The 18489-nt window shown below is 51.6% G+C and carries 15 protein-coding genes; all 15 read left to right on the plus strand.

Translation table 11 applies throughout. From position 1 onward, the window contains the following. Nucleotides 1–63 precede the first annotated feature (63 nt). Complete coding sequence (locus tag C3451_RS15340) at nt 64–1026, plus strand: putative type VI secretion system effector (RefSeq protein ID WP_063139071.1); 963 nt, start codon at nt 64–66, stop codon at nt 1024–1026. Nucleotides 1027–1237: 211 nt separating this feature from the next. Then, nucleotides 1238–2143: a DUF4123 domain-containing protein gene (locus C3451_RS15345; RefSeq protein ID WP_045622584.1), complete on the plus strand. Its 906-nt coding sequence runs from the start codon at nt 1238–1240 to the stop codon at nt 2141–2143. A gap of 51 nt (nt 2144–2194) precedes the next feature. Beyond that, nucleotides 2195–3370 carry a hypothetical protein gene (locus C3451_RS15350; protein WP_045622582.1) on the plus strand — a complete coding sequence of 392 codons (1176 nt, stop codon included), beginning with the start codon at nt 2195–2197 and terminating at the stop codon, nt 3368–3370. Next, nucleotides 3333–6788, plus strand: a complete 3456-nt coding sequence (locus C3451_RS15355) for an ImcF-related family protein (protein WP_306418672.1) — start codon at nt 3333–3335, stop codon at nt 6786–6788. Before C3451_RS15350 ends, C3451_RS15355 begins: the two co-directional genes overlap by 38 nt. Beyond that, nucleotides 6788–8389, plus strand: coding sequence for a type VI secretion system protein TssA (tssA, locus tag C3451_RS15360; protein ID WP_045622579.1), 1602 nt, complete (start codon nt 6788–6790; stop codon nt 8387–8389). The genes C3451_RS15355 and tssA overlap by 1 nt, the downstream gene beginning before the upstream one ends. A 41-nt stretch (nt 8390–8430) precedes the next feature. After that, a complete protein-coding gene (gene tssF, locus C3451_RS15365; RefSeq protein WP_045622577.1) occupies nt 8431–10185 on the plus strand; it encodes a type VI secretion system baseplate subunit TssF in 1755 nt (584 codons plus the stop codon). Beyond that, on the plus strand, nt 10149–11234 hold the full coding sequence (tssG, locus tag C3451_RS15370; protein ID WP_045622575.1) for a type VI secretion system baseplate subunit TssG: 1086 nt from the start codon (nt 10149–10151) through the stop codon (nt 11232–11234). The genes tssF and tssG overlap by 37 nt, the downstream gene beginning before the upstream one ends. Next, nucleotides 11212–11757: a type VI secretion system lipoprotein TssJ gene (tssJ, locus tag C3451_RS15375; RefSeq protein ID WP_045622573.1), complete on the plus strand. Its 546-nt coding sequence runs from the start codon at nt 11212–11214 to the stop codon at nt 11755–11757. Before tssG ends, tssJ begins: the two co-directional genes overlap by 23 nt. Then, nucleotides 11757–12212 (plus strand): type VI secretion system baseplate subunit TssE, encoded by a 456-nt coding sequence (tssE, locus tag C3451_RS15380; protein WP_045622571.1) that lies wholly within the window; start codon nt 11757–11759, stop codon nt 12210–12212. The genes tssJ and tssE overlap by 1 nt, the downstream gene beginning before the upstream one ends. Before the next feature lie 23 nt (nt 12213–12235). Continuing rightward, nucleotides 12236–13567 carry a VasL domain-containing protein gene (locus C3451_RS15385; protein ID WP_045622570.1) on the plus strand — a complete coding sequence of 444 codons (1332 nt, stop codon included), beginning with the start codon at nt 12236–12238 and terminating at the stop codon, nt 13565–13567. Nucleotides 13568–13592: 25 nt separating this feature from the next. Then, a complete protein-coding gene (locus tag C3451_RS15390) occupies nt 13593–14081 on the plus strand; it encodes a hypothetical protein (protein WP_045622569.1) in 489 nt (162 codons plus the stop codon). Between the two features lie 313 nt (nt 14082–14394). Beyond that, the gene (locus C3451_RS15395) at nt 14395–15525 is read left to right on the plus strand and encodes a methyl-accepting chemotaxis protein (protein WP_022648264.1); all 1131 of its coding nucleotides are present in this window, start codon (nt 14395–14397) and stop codon (nt 15523–15525) included. 90 nt (nt 15526–15615) lie between these two features. Further along, on the plus strand, nt 15616–16599 hold the full coding sequence (gene zntB, locus C3451_RS15400; protein WP_045622567.1) for a zinc transporter ZntB: 984 nt from the start codon (nt 15616–15618) through the stop codon (nt 16597–16599). Nucleotides 16600–16874: 275 nt separating this feature from the next. Next, nucleotides 16875–17027: a hypothetical protein gene (locus C3451_RS24340; protein ID WP_154815129.1), complete on the plus strand. Its 153-nt coding sequence runs from the start codon at nt 16875–16877 to the stop codon at nt 17025–17027. Nucleotides 17028–17084: 57 nt separating this feature from the next. Continuing rightward, entirely contained in the window at nt 17085–18458 is a 1374-nt protein-coding gene (gene dbpA / locus C3451_RS15405; protein WP_022648261.1) for an ATP-dependent RNA helicase DbpA, read from the plus strand. Nucleotides 18459–18489 lie beyond the last annotated feature (31 nt).

The following is an 18489-nucleotide window of genomic DNA, read 5'->3' on the forward strand; positions in this document are numbered from 1 at the left end:
ACCGTTCAACCGCAGTGTGGCAGACCAGAATAAAGCCCTAGAAGGGGCGATAAAGGATATTTCATGAATTCAGAAGAGCAATATCAGATATGTTCCCGTTTTGTTAAGCCAGGAAAATTAGCAGACCTGCGTACAAAGCGAGAGATTGAGGTGATGAACGGCAGGCCGTGGACACGTGAGCTTCCGCCGCCGCCGGTATTGCCGCCTTATGGTCCTCTGGAGAAAATATCAGGGAAACTGCAGTCTTTCCGTAGCGATTATTTTCGGGAGTATTTTGATGCAGATGCCTACCGGACCAGCACGTTGCCGGAGATATCAGATGGCCAGCGCGGAGCTGCCGCCGCCGCCGCGATAGTCGCAGGGAGTCCTGGCGTCGGGGCTGCCATTATGGCTGAGAGCGAATCATCAAATGATTCGGCGGAATATGTGCAGGGAGATATTAATGGCAGACCATTTCGCGGCTGGGTGGGCATCACCCGACTTCAGACTGGCGATAATGTGGACATGATTGTTGAGTGGCAGCATGATCATTATGAAGTCTATGCCATTGCGTTACCGGAAGAGCGGATAGTGTCTGTATGTCCGAAATGTGATATGGGGCATATTGCGCATATGCTGTGGCGGATTAAAAACATGTTTATTCTCACGGGGGTTTTTTTCTTCTCGGTGCTTTTTGCGGGAGTTCTGAGTGAAGTGATTGAAGATACCTGGAAGGGCCTTGAGTCATTTATCACCACATACTTTTGGTTGTATGTTATAGCATTGTTGGGGGGAGTGGGTCTTTCAGGATTAATTGCATTCTTTGCTTATAAAGCCTGTGCTCCAACACGCTGCAAACTGGCGGAGGAGATATTTCATCTGCTGGGTGTGAAAAATATTAGAACAGTAAACCTCAATAAGGTGACAAAAAAACGTGAGCAACAACTAAAAGACAATGGGAAGTGGCATGAGCCGGGTGATAAAAGTAAGCCTGCCTGTCCCAGTGGGAAATTCATTTATTCAGATGAAGGCTGGTTTTACTACTAGACAGAAAAAGACAGTGTTATTTTGGTTACCCTCGACAGGAAACGAGGTAAGCCAGCATGCCCAATTTTGAAATTTACCTACTCAGGAGGAAATTGCTATCTCTACTGAGAGAGGGAGCGGCTAAATCTGAATAAGATAATGATGTTTTATGAAAATCATAAATACAAATTAATTGAAATGTGTTTCTAATATTATTCTGGCAGGGTTGATTATGGATGATAAATTTTTTAACGATATACATGAAGAATTTACCAATGCTGCTTTTGGGAAAAATGGGAAATGTTTTCTGCTGATAGATGCATCTTTAGAACAGTATCATTCAGAACTTTTTTTGCCCGGTATTCTTAGAGAATATAAATCTTATCCTGTTACATTCCGCCAGGAAGAACTTCAGGGGGCTTTACCACTTTACCTTTTCCCTCTTAGTGCCTCCAGCGAGAGAGATGGTCAATTGTTTAAGAATAGTATTTACCATTCATTGAATGAGTTGAAAATAGAAAAACTTGAGTCCGGGGAAGGGCGCAGCGTCTGTGCGTGGATTTCGACGGATTTAACTGGGGAGCAGCTTGCTGAACAGGTCGCTTTGTCCGCCGTACAGTCGATTCAATCAGTTGGTAATATATTACTTCGCTATTACGACCCATCAGTATTTGGTTTGTTAATGTATACGCTAGATAAATGGCAAAAACAACAGCTATTAAGCAATATTAATACATGGTCTTATATTGATGGAGGCGGAATAGCTCAGGTGGTGAATGGTGATGGTAAATGCAAAAAAAAATTAAACTACTCACTTGGATTAACAGAGCAAAATGCATTAGAAATGGGCCGAATTTTAGTTGTTAATTATATTTTGCGAGCATATCGGAAAATGAGAATGCCGCATAAATTTAGTGAGCGTGATGTTATGGGATTATTGCATCCTGCGCTGGATTATTATTATTCAACTTTCTCAACATCCGATAAGGATGTTATTGATTTTGGGCTTGATGTGTTGAGCGCGCAGCGGCTATTTTATCAGGATGAGGTATTTAAGAAGATCTTATTTAGTAATCGCAGTAAAGACCTTCAGTCATACTCAGATATTAAATCCATAATTGACAGTATGGCATGTTAAGAAGTTTTTTCTCTTAAAGAAAATGTGCTGTTAACAATGATGGAGAATGATATGAATTGGCCTGTGCAAATAATCCCTCCAGTCGATAAGATTCCTGGAATTAAATGGAGTAAATGGTTTTTTTCTTTCATAAGTATTTTGTTGATTGTGGTGGTTAGTTGGGTTGGGGCTAAAATTATTTTGCCTGCTGAAGATGATGAGCTTTTGAAATTGCTTACCCTGTTGTTTTTTTCGGTGCCCCTAGCTTTTTCTGTCATAATTTCCGTTAGAATCTATTACCATGGTTTGTGTTTGTCGGCATTCGAAGCAAGAGAGCGCGAAGCAGCATTGGTCAGGAAAGACTGGACTGAATGGGCAAGTAAAAAGTTTTATGTTTCCGCTTATAAACTATTTCTCCCTTCTGCAATATCGCAAACCGATATAGCAATGTCTCATTCGGTTGAAATATATAATAACCAGCGATTGAAACTACGGGGCCATAACGATGATTTATATACTGAAGAACAACTGATTTACGAACTGTTGTCGTCTGTCAGAACAAGGCTGTTACGGTTGAGTGAATCATGTATATTTGATATTATATTTACCTATGATAGTAATTATATTACTTTCTCAATATTTCAAGAGTGTTGGGCTGCGATCGGGTTTGATGAAAATTGCTTGCGTAATTATTACTGTTGGAGTAAAGCATTAGGACAGGGATTTGATACATTATCCAACATCTCAAAAAATCGGGTGTCAATAATAATATCTGCAAACATTGAAACTTTTGTAAAATACCCCCCTGACTCAACAGAGTTCGCTTCAATATTGCTGGTGACTCATCGAGAACAACTCCCTGAAAAAAACAATAATGGTGTGGCTTTGCGACCAATGGTATGCAACAAAAATCTCACCAAACAAGAGGTCATCCACATGATGACTTACCAGTCAGATATTCTTAAAACGACAAGAGTACTTTTTAGCAATATGAGTGCAGAGGAAGCTTCAGAAGTTTCGGAGATATTAAGACTCTCATCTTTATCTATGAATGTTGAATGGGAGTGTGAGATAATGCATTTAAATTTGATGCTGGGTAATTTAAATGAGCACCATTTTTGGTTGGTGTTTACTCTGGCCCTTTTCATATCAGAAAAAAATAATGAGCCGGTTTTAATGGTCACTGGCGTTGGTGATGAATACCTTTTAAATGTCATTAAGCCATTTGATAATCGCAAGGAGCATTAAATTGAACACCTCGGCAAAATGGAGAGTGATTGGCCTTGTATCCTGTCTCATTATCTTTGGTGTGCTGACTTTTATAGGATGTTACTACTATGGGGATATCTTTGGATGGGTATCCTCAAAAGAAAAAGTGAGCCTTTGGTTCTTATGCATGTTTTTAATTTCTGTGTTCCTGATGTTGATGAACTTCGGTGTGTGGTTCCATCAAAAAGAGTATCGCTTTCAGCATATCGCGGGAGGGAAGTCCGTCACAGCTAATGTTCTTAATAACTATAAAAAGTCCAGTAAAAAGGATCCTGTAAAAGCTCATTTACGCCGACGCTATAGCTTCTTGTGGCAAAACAAGATCCGCCTGCTGTTGATCACCGGCGATGAAGCCGCGATTGAGCAACTGGTACCTGGCCTGCAACAGCAGCAGTGGCTTGAAGGCAACCGCACCGTGCTGATTTACGGCGGCAACCTGGCATCGGAGCCTGACCGCGAAAAATACACCGCGCTGCGTAAACTACGCCGCGGGCGCCCGCTGGACGGGATTATCCGTGTACTGCCTGAGTCGCCTAAGCTGACCCCACATATCAGCGACAGCGATTTACGCGGCCTGGAAAAAATCAGCGAACTGCTGCGTTATTCCGCTCCGGTCTGGCTGTGGCAACTGTGCAGCAGTCACTGGTCGCAGGGTACGCGTCCTGAGCAGGCGGTAGGTGCAAGCTTTCCACCACGCGCAAAAGAAGACGATGTAATCCGCCAGCTGGAACTGATGCTGCCAGCCCTGCGGGCGCAGGGGATGAGTCAGGTCGCGGAAAACAGCAGCCACGACTTCCTGCTGCGCCTGAGCCAGCACCTGAACGACGGTGCTATTGCCCGCTGGGCTCAGCAGTTGCAGCCATGGCTCTTTGTTTCTCAGCAGCGCGTCCCGCTGCGTGGTCTGATGTTCAGCCTGTCGGAGAAGAAACCTGCCGAAATGTCAGCGGGAACAGCCGACGCTGAGAATTATGGATCACAGCGTCATGCCCTGACTCTGCCAGCAACCTGGCAGGGTATTGTCGACGACTGCACCCGCGTACGTGGCCGTCGTGTCGGTATGCCGTGGGAACGAGCGCTGGCCTGGGCACTGATGGCCATCATCAGTGTCTGGGGGGCAGGGACGCTGCTGTCGTTTGCGGTCAACCGGTCACAAATAGTTTCTGTTGCACAGCAGGCTCATGCTCTGGTGGAGCACCCTTCTGTATCGGATTACCAACTGACGGCCCTGCATGCTCTGCGTAATGATGCCGGTCGCCTGCTGCACCATATTCAGGACGGCGCGCCATGGTATCAGCGCTTTGGTCTGGACCATGATCAGCAGTTGCTTGACGCAATGCTGCCCTGGTACGGAGTGGCGAACAACCGTCTGATACGTGACCCGGCAAATGAAGCGCTTAAGCAGAAGCTCATTGCGCTGGTCAATTCGGCACCCAACAGCGACCAGCGGACACAGATGGCGAAACCGGGTTATGACCAGCTGAAAGCCTGGCTGATGATGTCCCGTCCGGATAAAGCTGATGGTGCATTCTACGCGCAAACCATGAAAACCGTGCAGCCGACGCGTTTAGGCATCTCAGCTGGCCTGTGGCAAAGCCTGTCACCGGATTTGTGGGCTTTCTACATCACCGAACTGCCAGCGCAGCCACAGTGGAAAACCACACCGGATGCGCAACTGGTCAGCCAGAGCCGCCAGGTGCTGTTGCAGCAAATTGGACGGCGCAACGCGGAAAGTACGCTTTACGAGAACATGCTCAAATCCGTACGTCGTAACTTTGCCGATGTGTCTCTGGAGGACATGACTGGCGGTACCGATGCCCGTCGCCTGTTTACCACCGATGAGGTGGTGCCGGGCATGTTCACCCGTCAGGCCTGGGAGGGAGGGATTCAGCAGGCCATTGAGAAAGCGGCAAACTCCCGCCGCGATGAAATCGACTGGGTACTGAGCGACAGCCGGAAAACCGTTTCCTCAGACCTGTCGCCGGAAGCACTGAAAGCACGTCTGACGGAACGCTACTTCACCGACTTTGCCGGTAGCTGGCTGAGCTTCCTCAACAGCCTGCAACTTAATCCGGCAAACAATATTGCAGACGTCACCGACCAGCTGACGCTGATGAGTGATGTTCGTCAGTCACCGCTGATTGCCCTGATGAACACCCTCGCCTGGCAGGGGCAGACCGGCCAGAAGAGTGAAGGCCTGTCGGACTCCATCATCAAATCGGCTAAAGACCTGGTAGGCGGGAAGGACAAACCGGTAATTGACCAGTCAGCCTCAGGCCCGCAGGGCCCACTGGATGAAACCTTTGGACCGTTGCTGACACTTATGGGTAAAAACAAAGGCAGCAACGTTATGTCGGCTGACAATTCACTGAGCCTGCAAACGTATCTTACCCGTATCACCCGTGTGCGTCTGCGTCTGCAACAGGTCGCCAGCGCCTCTGACCCTCAGGAAATGATGCAGAGCCTGGCGCAGACCGTATTCCAGGGTAAAAGCGTGGACCTGACCGACACCCAGCAGTACGGCAGCCTGATTGCTGCAAGCCTGGGCGAAGAGTGGAGTGGTTTTGGCAGCACCATGTTTGTTCAACCACTGACCCAGGCCTGGGAAACTGTGCTTCAGCCATCGGCAGCGAGCCTGAATGACAAATGGAGTCGTTCCGTGGTGGCGAACTGGCATACGGCATTTGACGGACGTTTCCCATTCGCGATCAGCAAGAGTGATTCCTCTCTGCCAATGCTGGCTGAGTTTGTGCGTAAGGACAGCGGACGCATTGAGCGCTTCCTGACCACGGAACTCGGCGGCGTGCTGCATAAGGAGGGCAGCCAGTGGGTGCCAGATAAGGTTAATAGCCAGGGGCTGAGCTTTAACCCAGCCTTCCTGCGGGCGATTAATCAGCTCAGCCAGCTATCGGATATCTTATTTACCGACGGCAGTCAGGGCATCAGCTTTGAACTACAGGCGCGTCCGGTACCGCAGGTGGTAGAAACGCAACTGACTATTGATGGACAAAAGCTGCACTACTTCAACCAGATGGCAGACTGGCAGAGCTTCCGCTGGCCTGGTGACACCTACAAGCCCGGAACCATGCTGACATGGACCACCGTCAATGCGGGTGCACGTCTGTTTGGTGATTACAGCGGAACCTGGGGCTTTATTCGCTGGCTGGATGAAAGTAAGAGAGAGCAGCTTGACCGCAGTCAATGGATGATGAGTTTTACCGCCCCGGATGGTCGTACCCTACAGTGGGTACTGCGTTCACAACTGGGCAGTGGGCCGCTGGCGTTACTGGCACTCCGGGGTTTTACGCTGCCAGATCAAATATTCAGCGTCGACAGCGCGGCTATGGCGCAGGCGCTGATGACCAACACAGAAAACAGTGACATGGACGGAGTCGAATAATGGACGCTTTGCAGAATCTGGTTGTTGCCTGCCAGGCGGATGAAACCTTGCTGCGACAGCAGGCGCAGTCACGTATGGAAAGCTGGCAGAGCTGGCTTACCCCTATCAGTGAGATCAATCCTACAGGAGAAGACCCGGGTTATGACGATGATTTCCAGCGTATCCGGGAGGAGGTCAATAAACTTTCCGGCATTGATACCGGGCTGATTTGCCAGCTGGCTGAAAAGGTGCTGATCACTGTGGCCAAAGATGTCCGGGTTGCTACTTACTATTGTTGGGCGCGCTTGCACCAGGACGGTGAAACCGGGTTTGCTGAAGGGCTTGAGTTACTGGCGGGATTACTAACCCAGTATGGAACACAGCTCCATCCTCAGCGCGAGCGAAGCCGTAAACCGGCGCTGGAGTGGCTCGCAGGCTCTCGTCTACTTGACAGCCTGTTGCTCTGGCCAGAAGTGGTACGCGACGATGCCCAGCGTACGACCGGTGCGTTGCTGCTCATCCGTGACAGTCTTGAAACTGAGCCGGAAGCGTCACGTCCAGATCTGAATGCTCTGTACAGCGCGCTGGGATCCCGCCTGATGAAAGCCGGTGGCGTGGATGCGGTAATACCCCAGAACGCCAGCAGTCAGACACGCGCGCAGTGGACATCTCACGCGGCAGAGCAGGACGCGCCAGTACTGAGCCGCATCACGTCCGGTCAGGATTTGCTGGCTCAGGCCCGAACCCTGACGGGATATCTGCGTGAGCAACCTGATGGCTGGCTTGCCGCGCACCGGCTGATGAAAAGTCTGCGTCACGACACGCTGCGATCGATCCCGGCACCGGATGCCGAAGGGAAAACGCGCATCGAACCGCCGCGGGCTGACCAGCGGGCAATGCTCAAACGGCTGTATTTGCAACAGAGCTGGCTGGAGATACTTGAACAAGCGGACAGCACTTTCTCGCGTGGCGCCAATCATCTCTGGCTGGATTTGCAGTGGTACATCCATCAGGCCCTGATTAAATCAGGCCAGGATGTGCTGGCCGATATCATTATCGCTGACCTGAAAGGGCTGCTGCGGCGCCTTCCCGGACTTGAAACGCTGGCCTTCAATGACGGCACACCCTTTGCTGATGAGGTCACGCTGAACTGGATAAACCAGAGCGTGCAGGACGAGATGTCCAACTGGCGGGATGAGCCTGTCAATGCCTTGAGTGAAACTGGCAACGATATTCTGGCCCTTGAACCGGAAGCTTTGGAGAAAGCTGACACGGATGGTCTGGATGCCACACTCCACTGGCTGCAAACGCGCCCGGGCACCGACACCACAAAAGACAAATGGTTGTTGCGTCTGCTGATGGCACGTGTGGCGGAGCAGAAGGGTAAGAATGAGCTGGCTCTGCATCTGCTGGGTGAGCTTGACGGTGCAGCACAGGCCATCACCCTCACGCAATGGACGCCAGCATTGTTGTTTGAAGTGAAATCGCGCCGCCTCAGGCTGCTGCGCATGAAAGCCGCCCGCAGCGAAACCGATAAGTCACGGCTTCAGCCAGAGATGGACCAGCTTCTGGCGGGCCTGATTGCGCTTGACCCGGCAGGCTGTGCGGTGCTTTGCGGGTAAAGCGACTGACATACCTTTAAAACACATTTATTCAGGTTCTTATGGATGATTTAACCCTGCGTTATTACGACGCTGAAATGCGCTACCTACTTGAAGCCGGCGAGGAATTCGCCCGTGCTCATCCCGAGCAGGCGGCAATGCTCAATCTCGATAAAGCGGGCGCGCGCGACCCATACGTGGAGCGCCTGTTCGAAGGTTTTGCCTTCCTGATGGGCCGTCTGCGCGAGAAGCTTGACGACGACCTGCCGGAACTGACCGAAGGGCTGGTCAGCCTGTTGTGGCCGCATTACCTGCGCACCATTCCCTCGATGTCGGTGGTGGAGTTCACTCCTGTCTGGCGTGAGATGAAAGAACCGATGCGTATCGCCAGAGGTTTCGAGGTCAATTCGCGGCCGATCGGTGAAAAAGGCACGCGTTGTCGCTACACCACAACTAAAGAGATAACCCTTCAGCCACTGGCGTTGGAGCATGCCCGCCTGTCGACTGATCCTGACGGGCGCTCTGTCATCAGCCTGCGCTTCAGTTGTAGCCATCTTGCTGACTGGAGCCGTGTCGATCTCAGCCAGATCCCGTTCTATTTCAATGCTGACGCACCGCTGGCCTGCGCTATGCATGAAGCTTTTACCATGAATACGGCGCGTCTGTGGCTGCGCATGCCAGGTGACGTAGACAGAAGGCCGATGGACGGGTATTTCACCGCACTGGGGTTTGGTGATGATGACAGGCTGTGGCCGAAGGGGGACAGCAGTTTTAGCGGTTACCAGTTGCTGCTGGAGTACTTCACCTTCCGCGAGAAATTTATGTTCATGGGGCTGCGCGGGCTGGAGGCCGTGATCTTTCCTTCTGAGCTTCCTTGGTTTGAAATCGACGTGGTGCTGGCGGAACGCTGGGAGCATGACTTCAGCTTTACCGAAAAGCACCTGCGCCTGAATTGCGTGCCGGTCATTAACCTGTTTCCGCTGGAATCCGATCCGCTGACGCTCAATTCTCTGCAAACCGAATACATGCTGCGCCCGATGCGCGTGCAGGATGGCCATACCGAGATATATACCGTGGATTCGGTGATGTCGTCGAGTCAGCATACCTACGTGCCGTTTTCGAGCTTCCGTCATAAGGGAGGAATGATGCGTCATGAAGCACCGGAATATTACTACCACACCCGCGTGCGCCGCGGTCCGTCCGGCCTGCATAACACCTGGCTCATTCTTGGCGGCGAAGCATTTGATAATCATACCGTCCCGGAAGACGAAAGCCTGTCGCTGACGCTCACCGGCACAAACGGTCAACTGCCACGACGTGCGCTGCAAAGCACCGTGCTTGATACGGTGATGAAAACCACTTCGGTCAGCATTGCCGTGCGCAACCTGTGCGCGCCGACGCTACCTTGTTACCCACCGGCGCAGGACCGTTTCCACTGGCGCGTGCTGAGTCACCTTGGCAGCGGATTTCTGTCGATGATGGATAATGCCGACGTGCTGCGCGGTACCCTGGCGCTGTATGAATGGACCGACAGCGAGATGAACCGTCGCCGCCTGGAAGCCATCATTGACGTGAAGCACAGTGAAACCGAACGCTTTGAACAGGGCTACCTGGTGCGCGGCGTGCAGATTGAGGTGACCCTGGACAGCCATGGCTTTGCCGGGCGCGGTGACATCTGCCTGTTTGGCGAGATGCTGAGTCGTTTCTTTGCGCTCTACACCGACATTTATCTGTTTAACCGACTGATTATCATCCTGCAACCTACCGGAGAGCGCCTGGAATGGGAAGAGAAGCACAATCGCCGTATTCCCGGCTGAGCCCACGGCTGGAAGCCGACCTGCATCGCATTAACTTTTACCGTTTATGCCAGTTACTGGAGAAGCGTAACCCGGGCAGGCCGCTGATGGGCTCGACCAGTCACCCGGGGGATGATCCGGTACGCTTTGCCCCACATCCGGGGATGGGATTTCCGGCCAGTGAGATGAAAGCCGTGGAATATGATGAGGAGGATGACAGCCGGCCACCACTCATCCGCACGACCTTTATGGGAATGTACGGTGTCGACTCACCCTTGCCGACGGCGTATCTCGATGACATCGCTCAGCGTCGGGAAGGGCATTATGCACTACAGGGTTTTCTGGATATCTTTAGCCATCGCATTCTGACGCAGTTTTACCGTATCTGGCGTAAATACTCTTATCCTGCCACCTTTGAACCCGGTGGTACAGACAGCATCTCGCAGTCACTGCTGGGCCTGGTGGGGCTGGGTATTCCCGGCACAGCAGACCACATTGCCACACCGGTATCCCGTTTTCTGGCTTTGCTGGGTGTCCTACAGCAACCGGGCAAAACGCAGGAGGGGATGCAGGCGCTGGTGACTTTGCTGGCCCCGGGAACCACCGTTAAGGTTAGCCCGTACTGCCTGCGGCCGGTGGAAATTGGTCAGCCACTGGGCTTTTACGGTGATGACGATTTTCTGTTGGACGGCAACACACCACTGGGTGACGAAGCGATGGATGCGGGTAGCCAACTGCTGGTTGCGCTTAGGACGGATAATGAACAGGAGGCACAGGGCTGGAAGCCGGACGGTCTGCTGTATCAGGACTTTATGGTGATGATTCGTGTCTGGCTCGGTTGGCGTTTTAAGGCAAAACTCACCCTGACCACCCGGACCCGACTTCTTGCCGTTCCGCCGCTTGGTGAAGGCCCTTTCTGGCTCGGGATGAACGGCGTGCTGGGGGCTGATGAGGGGGAGTTTACAGACGATATCCCACCGACCTTTACGACGGAACTGGGCTATTACACCGGCCTGAAGCCGGCAATATCACAACAAGGAAACCGACGTGTTACGTACAAGTTCAATTAAACATGCGAGCTTGCTGCCTGCTCTGCTGGCATTCAGCCTGACGGGGTGCGGGGTGACGCAGGGCATCACCGATGGCACCAAATCGGCATTTAACGCCGTGTTCTACAAAAAAATTAAGATGCTGCACCTGGATTTCACGGCGCGTGAAGCGCTAAACACCGATTCCCGCGAAAGTAACTCACTCTCCGAGCCGGTGGTAGTTCGTGTCTATCAGCTGAAAGACCGTAAAATCTTCGATAAAACGGTTTACCAGCAACTGCTGAAAGATGGCGAAACTATCCTGAAAACCGACCTGATGGCGACCCGCGATGTGGTCGTAAAACCGGGCGGTGATACAAATCTTGATATGCCAATGGAAGAAGAAACGCAGTTTGTCGCGGTAGTCGGCCTGTTTCGTCACCCGGACCTGGTCAACAATACCTGGAAGCAGGTTCTAAAACGTGAAGATCTCGATCCGGATAAGCCGCGCATTCTGGAGGCTGGGAATAACCACCTTACGTTACAGCCATTGAAGGATGACTGATGCCACAGGGACACAACACGCCATCGCTTTATGAAATGCTGAGCGGCAATTTCTCAGGTGGCCTGAACCTCAACCAGGTCAGCGAACAGAATCAGGTGATTTTATCAGTACTCGATAACATGCAGCGCATCCTCAACTGCCGCGCTGGTACGCTGGCTCACCTGCCAGACTACGGCATGCCGGATATGACAAAAATCCTCCAGGGGATGCCCGGAACCGCCCATCAGCTGATCACCACACTGTCGGCCGTGTTGCTGAAATATGAGCCGCGCCTGAATCGAATTAACGTGGTGATGCAGGAACAGATTCAGGCCGGTGAGCTTCGCTACGCCATTGACGCGGAGCTGAAGGGGGTCGGGTTAGTTCGATATGGTACGGAATTTATGCCGGAGGGCAGGGTATTAATCCGTCATCTGAAACAACAGCAATACCTCGATGCACGTGCCGCCATCTAGTTATTACTCAGGTTAAAACAGTTATGACAATAAATTCTGAACGCCAACTTAGAACCGGCGGGGATCCGCGCACGCTTGCGGGTTACGCTGCCTTGCGCGAAGAAATGAACAAGCTCACCCATCCGGCACGCCCGGATGTGAACTGGCAACACGCGGAAACGCTCTGTCTGTCACTGTTCGGGCATAACGGTGTGGAGCTACAAACGGCTGCCTGGTATACGCTCGCCCGTACGCATCTGGCCGGATTGTACGGTATGAATGAGGGGCTTGCGTTACTTGCTGCACTGGTAGCCCGCCAGTGGGGAAACCTCTGGCCACAGCCTGTCCATGCGCGAATCGAAATCCTCAGTGCACTCAGCAAGCGCCTGCAACAGGTAGTACGAACGCTATCGCTGACGTACGCTGACTTAGGGCAGCTGTATCAGTCTGAAGAGCATCTGAGCGCTTTGGGGGACGTCTTGCAGCGTATGGAACTCAAGCATGCTACTCAGCTTGATGCTCTGCGCACGATGATGCAGAACGCAGCAGTGCGTCTGGAAAACAGCGAAAATACGGACATGAGTCTGCACGGTGACGCATTGGGTGCTACGGAAATTCACCTCGTCGAACCGACTGAGCGTAGTAAATGGGTTTATGTGGTTGAGCCCGAGCCGGTGCTGAACGTTGAGGTGGTTAAAGAACCTCCGGTGTCGATGAAACCCTGGAAGCCATTTGCTGCTGGTATGTTGACCATGCTGGTGGCAGCCAGTGTCGTCGCAGGAGGATGGCAGATGTTGCATGCGCCAGATTCGGCACAAGCGCAGCTAGCCGCGGCTCTGGCTCCTCTACCTCAAGGGCTATCTACAGGGCAATTAGAGGCGCTGCAACAAACGTCACCGTCACCGGAACCGGGGATTGGCAGGACACAACAGCTGTTAGCGCAGCTTTTACAGTTGAAACCAGACTGGGCTGTGAGCTTCGGCGACCGTCTGGTGCAGCAGGCGCTGACGCTGTGGCCGGAAGAAGCCAAACCCCTGGCGCAATATTGGCAGAAACAGATGAGTATCGCTGCGCTAGCAGATTTAGATCTGAATGGATGGCATCAGGGTATGGCGCAGTTGCAGCAGTTGACGAACAAGCTGAACGCACTGGATGAACAGAAAGGGAAGTACATGACGGTGAGTGAACTGAAATCAGACGTATTTGCCATGTCGCAGTCATTTAGCCAAACCATACCGCTTGAGGAGCAGCTTCGTCTGCTTTCCACTTTACCTGCCGGGCAACCCCGGTCAGCAGCGCAGCAAAACAAGGTCGAACAACATCTTCAGCAGTTGATTGTCAGCTACGCCCTGCTGAAGCACAAAAAAGAACAATAAGACTGGCGAAAAACACGGAGTTAACATGTCAGCAAGAGAGCGTTTTTTTAAGAAAGTGCAGCAGAATAACGTAAATAAACCGATTCATATTAATACGGCTGAAGCCGAAGTCAGGGCTTTTTGTCAGCGGATGGATGATCTTGCACAGCAAATTATTGTTTGGTTTGAGGGTTCTGGTATTGAAGTCTTGTTATCCCATAAGCATATCACCGATTTGAGTACGGTCGGCTACAGCCTCAGTAGCAGTATATGTCGTTATGTCATCACGACTGTCATTCTGCGAAATGGAGATCGCAGCGTCAGCATTATGCCAGAACAGATCATCAGGGGATCAGAGAAGGGGTGTATGACAATGTGCATTAATGCCCCCGGCAGTATATCGGGGGAGAGGATATACCATTTAAGCATGGCGCCTGAAACAGGCTGGTATATTCGTCGCGGACATCAAAGTGTTAAAGAGAATGTTCTCATGACGGAGGACTATTTTTTCCAGTCAGTCGACTGTCTGGCCTGAACGTAAGCCAGCCTGGTGGGAGGTCACGGTAACGTAGTTGATATATATTAACTACGTTAACTTATTAAGCATGACTAAACAATGTTGCCCTACGGTACTCCTTCTTAAATAGGTAAGCGCTAATATTTAAGGGGGGGCGGTAACCAAACTACAAGCTGGATATTTACCGTATATCATGCTTTTTATCTGCCTTAAGCGAAACTGCTCAAATCAAACTGCAAAACAACAAACCAACGACGAACGTGAGGACAAAATACTGTGGCAATGCTATAAACCTTAGAGCCCACAAAAATATAAAGTCGTAGGAAAAACTATGCTAAGAAATATTAGTGTCAGAACCTTCATTGTCTATTTCCTTTTATGTGTGTTTTTGGTAAGTGATGGAGTTATAGCGCTATTTTCAGGGAGTTTTTCGCTTTTTATTGCAGTCATTATCGTACAATGTATCGCCTTAATTTTACTCTGGGCGTATATGACAAAATATCTTGTGACGCCGATCAATACTGTGAAAAAAAGTATTGAAGAAGTGACGTCAGGCAATCTCGGCGTGTCGATCCCTGAATTCGGCAACAACTGTGCGGGACGACTGATCCCGGGCATTAATAGTCTCTCCAGCAACATTGCAACGCTGGTCCGTGAGATCCGCGCCTCCTCGCAAACCGCGATGACCCTGTCAGATCAGCTTTCTTCACGCAGCGCGCAGCTTTCCGTTAAAACAGAACAGCAGTCAGCTTCGCTGGTGCAAACGGCAGCCAGCATGGAAGAGATGGCTGCAAGTACAAAAAATAATGCCGACAATACCCGTTTAGCCAGCGAACAGGCGAATATCGCGACGTTGCAGGCGCGTAAAGGCGGAGAGTTAATGGGGCAGGTCGCGAACAATATGCAATCAATTACCGACTGCGCCCAGCAAATGACAGAGATTATCTCGCTGATTGACGGTATCGCTTTTCAGACCAATATTCTGGCGCTTAACGCCGCCGTTGAAGCGGCAAGAGCGGGCGACCATGGAAAAGGATTTTCAGTAGTCGCCGGTGAGGTCAGAAGCCTGGCGCATCGTAGCGCCGAAGCGGCAAAAAATATTAAGTCATTGATTGAAGTCACCAGCCATAACGTGACGCAGGGCGTTAACGTAGTCTCTGAAGCTGAAAAAAACATGCACGACATCGTTACCGGCTCGGGCAACGTGAGCCGACTGATGGATGAAATTTCCGCCTCAACATCGGAACAAGAAAAAGGGATTTCACAAATCACGCTGGCATTGTCAGAGCTGGAACGCGTAACACAGAGCAATGTGTCGATGGTTGAAGAACTCAACGGTTCGTCAGATGTGCTGCGCAATCAGGTGATTGAACTTCAGACACGAACACGTAATTTCCGTCTGAAGAACGAGTACCAGGCTGATAATGCGTTAATAAGCCGCGAATGGGTGGTGAATTCCTGAGCATATTCAGGATGATGCCTCACATAATTATTGCTTAACCCTCGACGAAAGCTAGACTGACACCGAAAGAGATAAATCGGTGGAGGCGCTGTGGAGAGCATTAAAGGGTCTGAAGTTAACGTACCTGACGCGGTTTTTGCATGGGTACTTGATGGGCGCGGGGGCGCAAGGCCGCTTGAAGATCAGGATCACATCGACAACGAACACCCATGCTGGCTGCACCTCAACTACACGCACCCGGACAGCGCCGAGTGGCTCGCGTCCACGCCGCTATTGCCCAACAACGTTCGGGATGCGCTGGCGGGAGAAAGTCTCAGACCTCGCGTCAGCCGGATGGGTGAGGGGACGTTAATAACACTGCGTTGCATAAACGGCAGTACGGATGAGCGTCCAGATCAGCTGGTGGCAATGCGTGTCTACATGAATGAACGATTGATTGTTTCCACCCGTCAGCGAAAAGTGCTGGCGCTGGATGACGTCATTAACGATCTGAAAGAGGGCACGGGGCCTACGAATTGCGGAAGCTGGCTGGTGGATGTATGTGATGCGCTGACCGATCATGCCAGCGAGTTTATTGAAGAACTCCACGATAAAATCATCGATCTGGAAGACAACCTGCTCGATCAGCAAATTCCCCCACGTGGTTTTCTGGCGTTGTTGCGAAAACAGCTTATTGTTATGCGCCGCTATATGACCCCGCAGCGCGACGTCTATGCGAGACTGGCCAGCGAACGCATGAGCTGGATGAATGACGATCAGCGTCGCAGAATGCAGGATATTGCTGACCGGCTGGGACGTGGTCTGGACGAAATTGATTCGTGTATCGCCAGAACGGCGGTCATGGCGGATGAGATAGCACAGGTAATGCAGGAGTCATTAGCCAGGAGAACCTATACCATGTCGCTGATGGCGATGGTCTTTTTGCCAAGTACGTTCTTAACCGGGTTGTTTGGCGTCAATCTTGGGGGGATCCCCGGCGGTGAATACCACTATGGCTTCACCACGTTTTGCGTCATGTTAGTGGTTTTGATTGGGGGTGTTGCATGGTGGTTGCATCGTAGTAAATGGCTGTAAATTTACGCATTTTCTAATGCTGCGACTGCTTCAAAACGACATTTTAATTGAGCGAAGTCAATAAACTTAGACCATGTTAGGTGCAATATGACTCCCGCAGGTGAATGCAACGTCAAGCGATGGGCGTTGCGCTCCATATTGTCTTACTTCCTTTTTTTGAATTACTGCATAGCACAATTGATTCGTACGACGCCGACTTCATAGTCGGCTTTTTTTTGCCTCCTGTTTATCTGCGTCTACCCTTTAGGGGTAAGCACCCTAATCTGGAGGGAAAGATGAGTATGCTACTTGCCTTGCAACGCCTGAACACATGGCAGTCCGATCCGGTGCCCACCGATCCGACCCCAATTCCCGATCCCATCCCGCGTCCGCAGCCGATGCCGGATCCGCCACCGGACGAAGAACCGATTAAATTGTCGCATCGTTAGCGGAGATCTGCGAGGATACGCGCCATCTGACTGCAATCATTACCATGAGAGTATATTGTGACCGCTTTTTCCACGCTGAACGTTCTGCCTGAAGCCCAACTGACAAACCTGAATGAGTTGGGTTACCTCACTATGACCCCTGTCCAGGCCGCCGCGCTGCCGGCTATCCTTGAAGGCCGGGATGTGCGCGTGCAGGCGAAAACCGGTAGTGGAAAAACGGCTGCATTTGGACTCGGCCTGTTGCAGCATATTGATGCAACCCTGTTTCAGACCCAGTCCCTGATACTCTGCCCGACGCGCGAGCTGGCCGACCAGGTCGCGGGTGAGCTGCGTCGTCTGGCGCGTTTTTTGCCTAACACTAAAATTTTAACGCTCTGCGGCGGACAACCGTTCGGTGCGCAGCGCGATTCCCTTCAACACGCGCCGCATATCATTGTGGCAACGCCGGGCCGTCTGCTTGATCACCTGCAAAAAGGCACCGTTTCACTCGATGCACTGCAAACGCTGGTGATGGATGAAGCTGACCGCATGCTGGATATGGGCTTCAGCGATGCGATTGACGAAGTGATCCGCTTTGCGCCAGCCACGCGTCAGACGCTGCTTTTTTCTGCCACCTGGCCAGAGGCGATTGCGGCGATCAGCGGGCGCGTGCAGAAGAACCCGCTGACCATTGAAATCGATACTGTCGATGCATTGCCAGCGATTGAGCAGCAGTTCTTCGAGACGTCGCAGCAGGGCAAAATTCCACTGCTGCAAAAATTGCTTAGCCAACACCAGCCAGCGTCCTGCGTGGTGTTCTGTAATACCAAAAAAGATTGTCAGGCGGTGTGCGATGCCCTGAATGATGCCGGACAGAGCGCATTATCGCTGCATGGCGATCTGGAGCAGCGCGATCGCGATCAGACGCTGGTGCGTTTCGCTAACGGCAGCGCTCGCGTGCTGGTTGCAACGGATGTGGCGGCTCGTGGCCTGGATATTAAATCGCTTGAACTGGTGGTGAATTTCGAACTGGCATGGGATCCGGAAGTGCATGTCCACCGCATCGGGCGTACCGCGCGTGCGGGTAACAGCGGTCTCGCCATCAGCTTCTGCGCGCCTGAAGAGGCGCAGCGCGCTAATATTCTTGCGGAAATGCTGCAACTGAAACTCAACTGGGTGAATGCCCCCGGTAATATCAGCATCGCTCCGCTGGCGGCGGAAATGGCCACCCTGTGCATCGACGGCGGAAAAAAAGCCAAAATGCGTCCCGGTGACGTTCTGGGGGCGTTAACAGGGGATATTGGTCTCGACGGGGCAGATATTGGCAAGATCACGGTCCATCCTGCACATGTCTATGTAGCGGTTCGCCAGTCGGTTGCGCATAAGGCCTGGAAACAGTTGCAGGGCGGGAAGATTAAAGGGAAAACCTGCCGCGTTCGGCTGCTGAAGTAAGGGAAAAAAGCGTCTCAGAAGCACTGTCTGA

The sequence above is a fragment of the Enterobacter sp. 301B genome, from assembly GCF_003850715.1.
GTDB lineage: Bacteria > Pseudomonadota > Gammaproteobacteria > Enterobacterales > Enterobacteriaceae > Enterobacter > Enterobacter intestinihominis.

Excerpts from the sequence above, each read along its gene's own strand:
- C3451_RS15390 (WP_045622569.1), top strand. The coding sequence starts at position 13,593 with ATGTCAGCAAGAGAGCGTTTTTTTAAGAAAGTGCAGCAGAATAACGTA.
- C3451_RS15385 (WP_045622570.1), top strand. The coding sequence starts at position 12,236 with ATGACAATAAATTCTGAACGCCAACTTAGAACCGGCGGGGATCCGCGC.
- tssF (WP_045622577.1), top strand. The coding sequence starts at position 8,431 with ATGGATGATTTAACCCTGCGTTATTACGACGCTGAAATGCGCTACCTA.
- tssG (WP_045622575.1), top strand. The coding sequence starts at position 10,149 with ATGGGAAGAGAAGCACAATCGCCGTATTCCCGGCTGAGCCCACGGCTG.
- C3451_RS15340 (WP_063139071.1), top strand. The coding sequence starts at position 64 with ATGAATTCAGAAGAGCAATATCAGATATGTTCCCGTTTTGTTAAGCCA.
- C3451_RS15350 (WP_045622582.1), top strand. The coding sequence starts at position 2,195 with ATGAATTGGCCTGTGCAAATAATCCCTCCAGTCGATAAGATTCCTGGA.
- C3451_RS24340 (WP_154815129.1), top strand. The coding sequence starts at position 16,875 with ATGAGTATGCTACTTGCCTTGCAACGCCTGAACACATGGCAGTCCGAT.
- C3451_RS15395 (WP_022648264.1), top strand. The coding sequence starts at position 14,395 with ATGCTAAGAAATATTAGTGTCAGAACCTTCATTGTCTATTTCCTTTTA.
- tssA (WP_045622579.1), top strand. The coding sequence starts at position 6,788 with ATGGACGCTTTGCAGAATCTGGTTGTTGCCTGCCAGGCGGATGAAACC.
- C3451_RS15345 (WP_045622584.1), top strand. The coding sequence starts at position 1,238 with ATGGATGATAAATTTTTTAACGATATACATGAAGAATTTACCAATGCT.
- C3451_RS15355 (WP_306418672.1), top strand. The coding sequence starts at position 3,333 with ATGTCATTAAGCCATTTGATAATCGCAAGGAGCATTAAATTGAACACC.
- tssE (WP_045622571.1), top strand. The coding sequence starts at position 11,757 with ATGCCACAGGGACACAACACGCCATCGCTTTATGAAATGCTGAGCGGC.